At 46.1% G+C, this 12,397-nt stretch carries 13 protein-coding genes and 1 pseudogene; 5 read left to right on the top strand and 9 right to left on the bottom strand.

Annotated features, from left to right (window positions below; translation table 11 throughout):
- Positions 1-65: 65 nt before the first annotated feature.
- Complete coding sequence (gene serB / locus BN3349_RS09070; RefSeq protein ID WP_040976972.1) at positions 66-1,019, top strand: phosphoserine phosphatase; 954 nt, start codon at positions 66-68, stop codon at positions 1,017-1,019.
- A gap of 8 nt (positions 1,020-1,027) precedes the next feature.
- A complete protein-coding gene (locus tag BN3349_RS09065; RefSeq protein ID WP_040976971.1) occupies positions 1,028-1,519 on the top strand; it encodes a YajQ family cyclic di-GMP-binding protein in 492 nt (163 codons plus the stop codon).
- Between the two features lie 133 nt (positions 1,520-1,652).
- On the opposite strand, the gene BN3349_RS09060 is transcribed toward BN3349_RS09065, so the two are convergent.
- Positions 1,653-2,273 carry an endonuclease III domain-containing protein gene (locus BN3349_RS09060; protein WP_040976970.1) on the bottom strand — a complete coding sequence of 207 codons (621 nt, stop codon included), beginning with the start codon at positions 2,271-2,273 and terminating at the stop codon, positions 1,653-1,655.
- Positions 2,274-2,596: 323 nt separating this feature from the next.
- Between BN3349_RS09060 and BN3349_RS09055 the strand changes: the two genes are divergently transcribed.
- The gene (locus BN3349_RS09055; RefSeq protein ID WP_040976969.1) at positions 2,597-3,427 is read left to right on the top strand and encodes an FkbM family methyltransferase; all 831 of its coding nucleotides are present in this window, start codon (positions 2,597-2,599) and stop codon (positions 3,425-3,427) included.
- Between the two features lie 142 nt (positions 3,428-3,569).
- Here BN3349_RS09055 and BN3349_RS09050 read toward each other — a convergent pair whose 3' ends face one another.
- Complete coding sequence (locus tag BN3349_RS09050; protein ID WP_040976968.1) at positions 3,570-4,460, bottom strand: LysR family transcriptional regulator; 891 nt, start codon at positions 4,458-4,460, stop codon at positions 3,570-3,572.
- 140 nt (positions 4,461-4,600) lie between these two features.
- Between BN3349_RS09050 and BN3349_RS09045 the strand changes: the two genes are divergently transcribed.
- Positions 4,601-5,260, top strand: a complete 660-nt coding sequence (locus BN3349_RS09045; protein WP_040976967.1) for an NAD(P)-dependent oxidoreductase — start codon at positions 4,601-4,603, stop codon at positions 5,258-5,260.
- A 118-nt stretch (positions 5,261-5,378) separates the two neighbouring features.
- Here the strand turns inward: BN3349_RS09045 and BN3349_RS09040 are convergent, their stop codons facing one another.
- Both BN3349_RS09040 and BN3349_RS09035 read right to left on the bottom strand, forming a co-directional pair.
- Positions 5,379-6,227 carry an aldo/keto reductase gene (locus BN3349_RS09040; protein WP_040976966.1) on the bottom strand — a complete coding sequence of 283 codons (849 nt, stop codon included), beginning with the start codon at positions 6,225-6,227 and terminating at the stop codon, positions 5,379-5,381.
- A 57-nt stretch (positions 6,228-6,284) separates the two neighbouring features.
- Positions 6,285-7,100: an SDR family oxidoreductase gene (locus BN3349_RS09035; protein WP_040976965.1), complete on the bottom strand. Its 816-nt coding sequence runs from the start codon at positions 7,098-7,100 to the stop codon at positions 6,285-6,287.
- A gap of 119 nt (positions 7,101-7,219) precedes the next feature.
- On the opposite strand from BN3349_RS09035, the gene BN3349_RS09030 reads away from it, so the two are divergent.
- The gene (locus BN3349_RS09030; RefSeq protein ID WP_040976964.1) at positions 7,220-8,095 is read left to right on the top strand and encodes a LysR family transcriptional regulator; all 876 of its coding nucleotides are present in this window, start codon (positions 7,220-7,222) and stop codon (positions 8,093-8,095) included.
- Between the two features lie 61 nt (positions 8,096-8,156).
- Here the strand turns inward: BN3349_RS09030 and BN3349_RS09025 are convergent, their stop codons facing one another.
- The 5 genes and pseudogenes from BN3349_RS09025 to BN3349_RS09005 form a co-directional block, all read right to left on the bottom strand.
- On the bottom strand, positions 8,157-8,765 hold the full coding sequence (locus BN3349_RS09025) for an FMN-dependent NADH-azoreductase (protein WP_040976963.1): 609 nt from the start codon (positions 8,763-8,765) through the stop codon (positions 8,157-8,159).
- Between the two features lie 12 nt (positions 8,766-8,777).
- Positions 8,778-9,686 (bottom strand): nuclear transport factor 2 family protein, encoded by a 909-nt coding sequence (locus BN3349_RS09020; RefSeq protein WP_040976962.1) that lies wholly within the window; start codon positions 9,684-9,686, stop codon positions 8,778-8,780.
- An 86-nt stretch (positions 9,687-9,772) separates the two neighbouring features.
- Positions 9,773-10,825 (bottom strand): TIGR03571 family LLM class oxidoreductase, encoded by a 1,053-nt coding sequence (locus BN3349_RS09015; protein WP_082024906.1) that lies wholly within the window; start codon positions 10,823-10,825, stop codon positions 9,773-9,775.
- A 254-nt stretch (positions 10,826-11,079) separates the two neighbouring features.
- Positions 11,080-11,543: pseudogene (gene tnpA / locus BN3349_RS09010) on the bottom strand (IS200/IS605 family transposase).
- 195 nt (positions 11,544-11,738) lie between these two features.
- Entirely contained in the window at positions 11,739-12,392 is a 654-nt protein-coding gene (locus BN3349_RS09005) for an NAD(P)H-binding protein (RefSeq protein WP_040976961.1), read from the bottom strand.
- Between the last annotated feature and the right edge of the window lie 5 nt (positions 12,393-12,397).

Raw genomic sequence — 12,397 nt, 5'->3', positions numbered from 1 at the left:
ATCTTCCCCAAGGATCGGTAAATAAGCTAGAATTACGGCAACGCTGATAATTTACAGGATTTTTTATGCAAACACAAAATCTCGCCTCGATCAGGCAATATTATACCCGTTTTCCCACCGCACTGTTAAACCAGCATGGCGCCGTCACCGGCGACCACGCGTTTATTCTTTACGCTGGCAGGCTCAACCTGACCGAATTGCTCCGATTTCAAGCAAAGTGCGGTGAAAATTTTATCCTTTTTGATTGCTGGAATGTGCTGAATAACACTGTCGTGCTGCTGCAAGGCGAATGGCGCGCGCAATGGACGGAATACGCCCGTCAGCTGGAGTTGGACATCGCTCGACTGGATTTTCACGCTCGTTTACAACAGCCCGGCTTATTGGTTATGGATATGGATTCTACTGCGATCCAAATCGAATGTATTGATGAAATCGCAAAACTGGCGGGTAGCGGCGAACTGGTGGCGGAAATCACCGAACGCGCCATGCGCGGGGAACTGGATTTTGAACAAAGCCTGCGCCGTCGAGTTGCGACGCTGCAAGGCGCACCGGAAACCATTTTACAGCAAGTGCGCGAAAGCCTGCCGCTGATGCCCGGTTTAACAGAAACCGTGCGGCATTTACAACAGCATGGCTGGAAGATCGCCATTGCCTCAGGTGGCTTCACCTATTTTGCCGATCACTTAAAAACCAAACTGCAACTGGACTACGCCGTGTCCAATCAATTTGAGATTATCGACGGTCGGCTGACCGGCAAGGTAAAAGGTGATGTGATCGACGCACAATATAAAGCCCGCACCTTGGTGCAATTGGCGCAGCAGTTCCACATTGCACCGGAACATACTGTTGCTATCGGTGACGGCGCCAACGATCTAGCCATGATGGCGCAGGCAGATCTGGGCGTGGCATTCCATGCTAAGCCGAAAGTTCAACAACAGGCGCAAATTGTGGTAAACTTCGCCGATCTTAGCGCACTTTTATGTATTTTAAGTGCTAACGACAGAATCACTCGACACTAGGAGAACTTATGCCGTCATTTGATATTGTTTCCGAAATCACCGTGCACGAAGTGCGCAACGCCGTAGAAAACGCAAACCGCGATCTTGCTAACCGCTGGGATTTTCGCAATGTGCCCTCTTCAATTGAGCTAAACGAAAAAAGCGAAACCATCACTGTAGCCAGCGAGTCGGACTTTCAGGTGGAACAGCTCATTGATATTCTACGCAATGCCTGCATTAAACGCGGTATTGACTCCGCCTCGCTGGATATTCCCGAAGAATACGAACACAGCGGCAAAACCTACAGCAAAGCCATTAAGCTCAAGCAGGGAATTGAAACGGATATGGCGAAAAAAATCACCAAACTTGTCAAAGATGCCAAAATTAAGGTGCAAACCCAAATTCAAGGCGACCAAATTCGAGTAACCGGCAAATCTCGCGACGATCTGCAAGCGGTTATTCAGCTGGTCAAAAACGCCGAATTGGGACAACCGTTTCAGTTTAATAACTTTCGGGATTAATGTGCGGGATATTTTTGCATTAAGATAAAAATCGGCTTTCCCGCCGCGTTTGCAAGCGCGGCGATATCGCCCGCCGGTGCGGAACACATCCCCGCGCCGGTTGTTGCGCTAAGATTTTCGCTACCATTCTCGCCTATTCCAACAACCAGCTTTCGTCCAAATCCGGATTTTTACGGTAGCATTTGCCGTGTTCGTCAATCACGGCGTGCCATTCTTGCGCCGTGTTGAGGGAAATCTCCGCCATCAACGGCATCCATTCGGCACGCAAAGTTTCATAGCGTTCGGCACGGCTCAAACCGAGCCGATGACACAGACGCAGGGCATATTGATCCGCCACAAACACCTTTCGTTTGAAAATATACAGCAGCATCACATCGGCGGTTTCGGCTCCGACACCATGGAGCTTGAGCAAATCCTGCCGCAACTGTGCGGTCGGAACCTGTTCAAAGCAGGTAAAATCACCACCGTGCGCATCTAGCCATTCAATTAACCCTTTGATATAACGGCTTTTCTGTTTATAAAACCCGGCGGGTCGAATCCGCCTTTGCAACTCATCGGGCGATAAGGCAAGCAGGCGCGCCAAAGTGAGATGCTCGGTCAGATTATTGAGCGCTTTCTGGGCGTTGTTGGCGGTGGTTTGCTGAATCAGAATCATTGACACCAAATCAGCCAGCGGATTTGCTCCGTTCCACCAGTTTTGTTCTCCATAGCGCGCCATGAGTTTGTGCATGACGGCAAGACGTTGTTGTTTCATGGTGTTATTAAATCAGTGAGGTTGACATATTAGCTTCATTTATACCACGCGCATGCGCGTGACACCTACCGGACAATAGGGTACATCGCGTAACCATATTGTCGTCGTAAAGCGAAAAAACAATTTGATTCCATTTAAAAATAACCCAAAAAAATTCACCGCACTTTCAGAAATAGTTTGCCGCCCTAAAGTGCGGTGATTTTTCTTTACATGGTTAAATTGCCTCAAAAAGCGCAATAAATTGTGCAAAAAATCATAACAAATTGCACAAAAAAAAAACAATGTATACTTTGCCTTTATTTTGAATACACAAGGATAAATTTATGCGATTGTCATTACATCAATTGAAATGGGGGCTTTTTCATTTATTGGAAGGGGATTTTATCAGCCAATACGCGCGAACTTATGGTGAATGGTCGGAAATTGAAGTACAGTTTTTTCACAAAATACTGACTGAATCAAGCAATGTGATTGAAGTCGGCAGTAATATTGGTATGCACACCATTCCTATCGCGAAAAAAGCAACACAGGGGAAAATTTTTTGTTTTGAGCCGCAACGCATTATTTTCCAGCTTTTATGCAGTAACCTTATGCTCAATCAGCTTTCTCACGTCTATACTTACCAACAAGGTGTGAGCCATAAAAATGAACAAATTGAAATCGCCACCTCCGATTACAACACGCCATGGAATTACGGCTCTTTCTCACTCAACCAAGGTTTTAATACCGAAGGCAATTTCCAAGGCGTGATCAATAAAGAGAAAATTCAAATCATTACCCTTGATTCTCACCCTGAAATTCAACAATTAACTCATCTTGCTTTATTAAAAATTGATGCCGAAGGTTTTGATCTAAACGTATTAAAAGGAGCCAAACAAACTATTCAAACACATCAACCTGTGATATTTATTGAAGCGCATCCGCACCAAGCAAAAAAATTATTGGAATATTTAGCGCAATTAGACTATCGCTGCTATTGGTTTGTTTCTGCTCGTTACCAAGCCGACAATTATTTTCACCAACCGAAAAGCCTTGACGGACATGATTTTAACTTAGCCTGTTTTCCTAAAAATCAGCAATCCTGTTTGCCCGAACAGCTACGCGCCTCGCCAACGCATATTCCTGAACAATTTTCTGTCATTCAGAATTTATAAAATAACGAAAAAAACACCGCACTTTAATCTGTTCCCTAACTGGACTAAGCGACCAATTAATGCAAGGTGCGGATTTTTCGATTGCTTGTGCAAAGTAGGCGAAAACGGAAACAAGCAGCCTACCGTCTAAAGATAAACAACATCACCAATCTGCGCCTGCAAATCGTTCCAGCAAAAACGAAATCAACTTTTTCACCGCGAGTGGTTGCTTATGGCGGCTGGCATAGATTAAAAAAATCTGAAATTCGGGCAGCTGCCAATCGGTCAGCACTGCTTGAAGTTGCCCGGTTTTGATATAATCGCCAATCATATAACGCGGCAGCATTGCAATGCCGTTGTGGTTAAGCACGCTGCCGAGCAGAGCGTTGGCGTCGTTGGTGGTAAATTGACTGGTAAGTTCCAACACGATTTCCCGCTCATTTTGGCGAAAATGCCACGCGCGGCGATTTACGTTGGAATGGGCGAGATAGCGATGCCGCCGCAGATCGTCAGGTTGCATTGGCACACCGAATGTTGCCAAATAATCGGGGCTGGCAACAAGCAACGAATGGCAATCAGCAAGTTTGCGGGCAATCAAATTCGGATCAGGCTGATTGGTAACCCGCACAGCTAAATCGAAACGTTCGGCGAACAAATCGCTGATTCTGTCACTTAAATCCAACTGAATATGTAAACGGGGATAACTGGCGAGAAAATCGTTAATCGCAGGCACAAGTTGCAAGCTGCCGAAAGACGAATTACCGGTAAGGCGAATGGTGCCGCGTAAATCGCCTTGGCGCGCCACCATTTCCTGCTCCATTTCGGTAATGCTTGCGGCAATATTTCGGCAAAAAACAACTGCTTGTTCGCCCGCCTCGGTCAGCGACACCTTACGCGTGGAACGCTGAAACAAACGGCTGTTCAGCCATTCTTCCATTAACGCGACATAACGGCTAATCATCGGCTTGGAAATATCCAACGCCTCAGCGCTCGCCGTGAAACTGCCTGTCTCGGCGACACTTAAAAAGACCTTGATCGCAGTAAGTTTGTCCATTTTTACCTCCGCATTGTTTCTCAATACGAAACAATTATATTCCAAAATCGCGCTTTTTCCCTTTTTTTATTTCCGTATAATGCCCTCATCAACAGCAATAATGCTGAAACATTCATCAACGTAACGGAAGGAATTAAAAAATGAAAAATATCGCAGTAATTGGTGCAACAGGTTATGTAGGCAGTGCCGTGCTGGCGGAATTGGCAAGTCGCGGGCATAAGGTTACCGCTTTCGCACGCCATACCGACAAAGTCGCGAAAGTAGACAACGTTAACGCGGTAGCGACCGATGTGGAAGCGGCGGATTTTGCTGAAAAACTGCAAGGTTTTGATGCGGTAGTGAATGCGTTCAATGCCGGCTGGACAAACCCGAATATCGCGGCGGATTTTACTCGCGGTTCAAATGCCATTATCGCGGCGGCGAAAGCGGCGAACGTGCCGTATTTACTCATCGTCGGCGGAGCGGGCAGCCTTTATGTGGCACCAAATCTGCAATTGATCGACACACCGGATTTTCCGCAAGAAATTTTTGACGGCGCGAATGCCGCGCGCAATTTACTTAATGACTTGCGTGATCGGCGAGATGTAAATTGGGCATTTGTCAGCCCGCCGGCGTTGCTTGGCGCAGCAGGCGGCTACAGCGAAGAACGCACAGGCAAATATCGCTTAGGCGGCGAAGAATTGCTGATGGTAGGCAATGCGCCGGCAGGCATTAGCGTGGCAGATTTAGCGATTGCGATAGCCGATGACGCGGAGCAAACGGCACATTTGTTCCAACGCTTTACCGTGGCGGCTAAATAAGAGGCTGGTTAGCTTAACACCGACAAAAGTGCGGTTAAGATTTTCAGTGTTATATAATTTTCTTAACGTTACACTGAAAATTATCTTAAAATCCACCGCACTTTTAAGCTGTCCGAAATTACACGTCCAACGTTCTTGACGACAACCAACTAACAATATTCGGATCTCGGTGTGAGAAAAACGCACTTTGATTGGTATCTAACGCGCTAATCGTCAACATTTCATCGGAGTTTAATGCAAAATCAAAAATCGCGAAGTTTTCACGCATGCGTTCGATTTTGACCGATTTGGCAAGCGACACAACGCCACGTTGATTGAGCCAACGTAAAATCACTTGCACCACTGATTTGCCGTATTTTTTGGCGATTTGGTTTAATGCCGGGTGATTGAAAATATCATTGCGCCCTTCCGCAAAAGGCGCCCACGCTTCCGGCACAATGCTTTTTGAGCGCAAATACGGCACATCATACAAGCGCTGATAAAATGGATTGACTTCAATTTGGTTTACCGCCGGCACAATCTGATTAAACGCCACTAAATCCGCTACGCGGTCAGAGTGAAAATTGCTCACACCAATGGCACGAATTTTGCCTGCCTTGTATAATTCTTCCATTGCCCGCCACGCGCCGTGCACATCGCCAACGGGCTGATGAATCAGATACAAATCCACATAATCGGTTTGTAAACGATTTAAGCTGCGTTCAAACTGGGCTTTTGCCCCTTCGTAGCTGTTGCCTGAAAGCCACAATTTAGTGGTTAAAAAAATTTCTTTGCGGATAATGCCGCTTCGTTTAATGGCACTGCCGACTTCAACCTCGTTTTGATATGCCGCCGCAGTATCAATTAAACGATATCCCACGTCTAACGCGTTTAAAACCGCTTGTTCGCATTGGTCAGGGCTAACTTGATACACACCGAAACCGATGCTTGGCATAGATATGCCATTGTTTAACTCAATACTTTTCATTTTATTTTCCTGTGTTAAATGTTTTATTTGCATTTTCACGCTGAAATGACGCCCGATTTATGCCAACTTGCCCCACCAAAATTTTGCGGTTGCGCCGCCATCAATCAAAATATCGCTACCCGTGATGTAACTGCCGCGTTCCGACATCAATAGTTCGGCGAGATTAGCAATTTCATCAGGTGTGCCGCCGCGCCCAACAGGGGAACTGGCTAACATCTGGCGATAGAAATCTTTGTGAACACCATTAAGCTCATCGTTGGCAAGCGGCGTATGCACAATACCTGCGCTGATGCAGTTAATGCGTGCATCGCGTTTGCCCCATTCCACCGCTTCCATTTGCACGCGCAACGCATTGCCGCGTTTGGAAATTTGGTAAGCAGTCAAGCCATCTTTGGTATTTTTAATAAGCGGTAGCTCCAACAATTTCCCAACTGGCTGCGTTGCCAAAGCACAGTTTTCTTCTGTAGATAACGGAGGTAAACGATGCGAAGATTGCGAACCGATCACTACCGCCGAACCGCCTTTTGCAATAACAGCACGGAATTTCTCCAAAAGTAAAGCGTTGCCATACAAATCCACTTGGAAAATCTGCGCTGCACTCGCTTGCGATGCCGACATTCCGGCAGTATTGATTAACCCTTTGATTTCGCCAAGTGCGGTTGAAAATCGCACCAGATTCTGCAACGACTGTTCACTGGCAATATCGCATTGCACGCAATGCACATCAAACCCGGCGTTACGCAACTCTGCCGCCTGTTTTTCCGCATTTTCCAGACGCACATCCGCCAATACCAACGCTTTGCCCACTGCTACACGGCGGGCAATGGCAATTCCGATTGCTCCCGAACCCACTAATACAATAACTTCTTTCATTTTTGACTCCATGATTTAATAAAATACTTGCTTAAAACAATGAAAGTATTGTAAAGATTTAATCTGTTTAGATAAATAGGCTAAAATAGCAAACAGTGTTTAGAAAAACGGAACAATAAATGAAATTTGACGATTTATTTGCCTTTGTGAAAGTGGTTCAGGCCGGCAGTTTTACCCTTGCGGCACAACAGCTCGGCGTATCTAAATCTGCCTTGAGCCAAACTATCAGCAATTTGGAAAAGCGGCTGAACGTCCGTCTATTAAACCGCACTACACGCAATCTATCACCTACCAGCGCAGGTGAAAAATTGTTTGCCGACTGCGCCCCAACGTTCGCCACGCTACAAAACAGTGTGCGGGATTTAGGTTATTTTCAACACAATGCGGGCGGAACAATCCGTATCAATACCAGTGAATTTGTCGCCGAGTATGTTTTATATCCCAAATTAAAACCGCTTTTACTAGCAAATCCGTTGTTGCATATTGAATTTCAAATAGAAAATACCTTTGTGGATATTGTGGAAAAAGGCTTTGATATGGGGGTGCGGCTAGGCAATGCCGTACAACCACAGATGATTGCGGTAAAAATTTCCGAACCAATGTCAATGGCGGTAGTGGCAAGCCCCGCTTATTTGGCAAACCGCCCGGCAGTTCGAACAATCAACGATTTATCCGCACATCAGTTGATTGGCGCAAGGCTGTCTGCAGATCATCAACCTATCGAATGGGAATTCAGCCAAGGTGCGCAGATGATAGTCTATCATCCTAAATTACATTTTGCTGCCAACAGCCGTTTACGAACTCAAGCGGTTTTAGATGGTCTGGGTATCGCGTGGCTGCCTAAAGCCGGCGTAATCGAATTGTTGAAAAGCGGCGAAATGCAAGAACTGCTGTCTGAATGGGCAATCACTTACGATCCGCTTTATCTGTATTACCCCGATCGACACTATCATTCCAAGGCATTTGAAATGGTGCTAGAAGCCTTGAAAATATAGCCTGCCGTGTTGTCTAGTTTGCTATCCGCCACTATACGAAACTTTTGAGGCTGAATTGCCATTAATTCGCCAATACGGCATCAATTTCCCTCTGTGCTTTTTTCAGTACGGTTTCTTTCGGCAATATAGCGCTGCCTTCTGCACGCACCAAACGGCGAATTTCAAAACCCAATTTTTTAAACATGGCATCTAAATAAAAATGCGCAAATTCTAGCTCGGCAAATTCGCTATTGCCTGAAAAAATTGAACCGCTGGTTTGGATAAACAGCACTTCGCGTCCGTCATTCAAAAGTCCTGTCAACTTGCCGTCTTCGCTGTAGCGAAACGTTTCTCTCGGCACAAGCACGTTATCGAGATAGTCTTTGAGCTTGGCGGGAATGTTGTAATTAAACATCGGGTAAAGCATCACAATGCGTTTGTGCGCTTTAAACTGCGCCAAAAGTGCGGTGCGTTTTTCCGCAATTTTACGTTCATCTTCACTTAATTTAGTGCCGCTTTGCATTTTGAAAAATACACCCAACCCTTGCGTATCTAGCGCTGGTAAATCATGCATTTGATATAAATCCAATATTGATGCATCAGGCAGCCGTTGTGTTAGCGTCGCCAAAAGCTGCGATGAAATGGAGTTTTCACAGCGACAAGGCATGGCATTGATAATTAATGTCTGCATATTTAATCCTCATTACGGCGAATGCGTAAACCATTTTGGATGATACTCAAACCGTGTAAACCGCCATTTGCCGTCGGCTTGTTTTTCCAAACGGTTGTCGTAATACGCGGCGTAAAGTTCTTCGCCCGTTTCGGTATGCGTTTGCTCAGAAATAACCCGTCCGAGTAACATATCCGCCGCCGTATCGCCTTCAAAACGGGTTTCTAACGGGCGAGTGGCGTGATACAAATAACTTGCCGCAAAACGGAACGCCCGTAATTGTCCATACACATCACGCTTGCCTTGTTGCTTACCCATCGGCGTTAAATCGCTTTTCACATTGTCGGCGAACACATCCGCAAGCAAAGCAAAATCGCCGAAATCCAAGCCCCACGCATACTGTGCATACAGTTCTTCCACCTGTTCCTGTGCTTGTATCGGCGCAAACTCATTTTGTGGATATAACGCCCACGGGCTGTCCAATTCGCTAACAATCGGCAATGTTGGCTCATTCGGTTGCCAGCCTTGATGCACAAGGTGTACTGTTTTCCAATGTCCAGGTGCAATCGCGCCGTCAATAGCGTGCGTAGTGCGAATTTGTTCAACGCGCCATTCGTGCTCAATAAAACGCATATTCAGCACCGTGACGCCGTGAAAAGTAAACCGCCGTTGTACATTTTCCAGCGCACCGTACACATAGCCGCTCACCACCGCCGAATCACCCGAACCTGCCACATATAAATTCGTACTTTCAATTTTTAACTGAAAATCGCCCCGCCCTTTTTCCAGCACGCCCAACACCTCATCTCGTCCGCAAAAGTGCCCCGAAAAGCTGTGCAGTTGCACATTTTCTGCCAAAATATCCGTCGGCAGCCCCTTCGCCCATAAAGTTAAAAATTGTTGAAAAGTTTGCTTTAATTTATTCCGCGTTTGTTTAATCATTTTGTGAACCTTAGGATGAGCTTTCTCCCACCATCGTTATGTTTTTTTGTTCGGTAGAGCACAGTCCACCTACTTTATAATAATGTCTAACTATTTAATTTCACTAACACATTTTCCGATAAATCTTGAAGTGCGTCTGCCGCCGGACGTGCCGTCGGTTTTAAGTTCACCGTAACATGCGCTAAACCTTGTTCTTTTTGTTCTTGCCAGAATTCAAGCAAACCTTTTGAACCGCCGCGTAAATAAATGTTGTTGAATAAGCGAGCCGGTTCATTCGGATTTTCCGAAAGCTCCACAAAGTTGGCATAGCCGAATGGATGCCATGTATTGTCCTGATTGAGTTCTACAAGCGTCGCCACAATATTTTTCGTGTCTTTCGGATTCACCCCGTGCCAAATCCAACCGTCGGCGGTATTTGCCAACCAATCCAATTCTTGACGCGCCCGCCCGATAGCGACCATTGGCAATGCGGTTTTTACTTTTGGCGTAACATCAATATTGCCGATTAAATTGCCGTAATGCTTGCCTTCAAACACTGGGAAATTGTATGTTGCAGGATCGGTGAGCGTGCGGATCAAATTCCATGATTCACGGAAGCGTTCCGCGCGATTACCAAAATCCTTGTTGAACGCAGGATATTCCACCGGGCGATCACCGCTGGATAAGCCTAAAATAAAGCGTCCATTGGATAGCACATCCACGCTTGCCGAACCTTTGGCAATATGAATCGGTTCACGCAATGGCGACACGATGCCGGCCGTGCCCAGCGCAATCGTGTTAGTGCGAGCCGCCAAATAACCGAGGCTGACGAACGGATCCAAACCTTGTCCTACATCACCAAAATTCGGATCATAAAACGGCACATCACGCAGCCAAAGTGCCGCAAAGCCCAATTTCTCCGCCAGCTCCGCCACATCGCCCAAATCTTCCACATTCGGAATCGGTGTGTCCGCATAGCCCTTGAACGGGGCAATCAAGCCAATCGTCAATTTATCTTGTTGAAACACTTGCGAAAACGCCTTGTGCTTCGCCAAATGCACAGGCAACTCCGCCTTGCCGTTCGCCACTGCATTTTCGTTAAACAGTTTGCTATTGTCTTGCCCTAAAACAGAAAGGTTGGGTACGTTTAATTTAGCCATTTTGAAATCCTTATTTTGCAAATTTTTTGAAAAATATGACCGTTATTTTGCGGTCGTCTTGTTGGAGGGCATTATAGGCTTTTTGTTTGAAATGATAATTAGGGGAAAAAGCGAAAGCGTTTTGCGTTTTGTGCAAAAATAACAATCCGCACGTGAAACGTGCGGTTTTTAGGCAACCCTATAAGGGCCTAGTACTTCACATGCCCCTCAAGGGGCATGTGAAAAAAACTGACAACTGCACAATAACACTATGACTACCCCTTAAAGGGGTCCACATATTCTTTCTTCGATAAATTATCTTGAATCATATCTTCCTTTTTTGATTCCTGATGTATTCCTCCACCACCTTAGTATTTAAACCCACTGTACTCACATAGTAACCTTTTGCCCAAAAGTTTCTATTTCCATACTTATATTTTAGGTTAGCGTGTCTTTCAAAGATCATCAGCGCGGATTTACCTTTTAGATAACCCATAAAACCTGATACTGATATTTTAGGTGGGATTTTTAAGAGCATGTGGATATGATCCGGCATTGCATGAGCTTCTATTATCTCAACATTTTTGTAGTTACATAACTGTCTCAATATTTGCCCTATATCAGCTCTTAACTTTCCATAAATTGCTTTTCTTCTGTACTTCGGAATAAAGACGATGTGATACTTACAGTTCCATTTTGTGTGTGATAGACTTGAATCGTCATTGGTTTTACTTACCATGATAATCCTCCTATATGTTGAATTTTGGTTGTCAGCCTTGTTCATTATATAGCGAGGATTTTTTCTGTTCATCGCTTAAGCTATTTGGCTCCATACGCATAGCGTATGGTTTTTATAGCCAGACTTTGGCTGGCTATAAATAAAAAATGGGCGGATACCCCGCCCATGAAAAATGTCGTCAAAAATGACCACACTTTACCCCGCCAATTTCCGAATCTCCTCCGCCTCAATCACGTTGCGCGTATCGCCTGTGCGGACGGCGTTGAGCATGGCGTTGCCCAGTTGTACGCTGGTGAGCGAGGTTTTGCTGAACGCGTGGATAATCGGGAAGAACGGGGTCATAACACAATACGCCCAGCGGTAGAGCGCGGTTTTGGATTGTACGCCGATGGGTTGGATGACCATCGGGCGGAAGCTGTTGACGGCTTTAAACGGCAGTTTCGCCAGCGCGTTTTCCGTTTTGCCGCGCACCCGCGCCCACATCACATTGCCCGTTTCCGAGCTGTCCGCGCCTGCGCCCGACATATAAATAAAGTGCATGGACGGATTGCGTTCCACCAAGGTGCGGGCGATGTCCAGCGTGAAATCATAAGTAAAACGCGTGTAATCCGCCTCGCTCATACCGTTTGCCGTCGCGCCGATGCAGAAAAAGCAGGCATCGAAGCCTTGAATTTCCGCCAAAGCATCGGGTGCGGTGAAATCTTTTAAAATCAGTTGTTTGAGTTTGGGTTGCTCAGGCAGCGCGGAACGCCCGACCACCAACACTTCTTCCACGTCGTCTGAAACCAAAGCCTGCTTCAACGCCGCTTGCCCGACCATTCCTGTCGCGCCGAAAATGACGATTTTCATGGTTT

The organism is Necropsobacter massiliensis (assembly GCF_000827595.2).
Classification (GTDB): domain Bacteria; phylum Pseudomonadota; class Gammaproteobacteria; order Enterobacterales; family Pasteurellaceae; genus Necropsobacter; species Necropsobacter massiliensis.
Note: the sequence above shows the minus strand (reverse complement) of the source record. Positions and strands in the feature narration are given on the sequence as shown.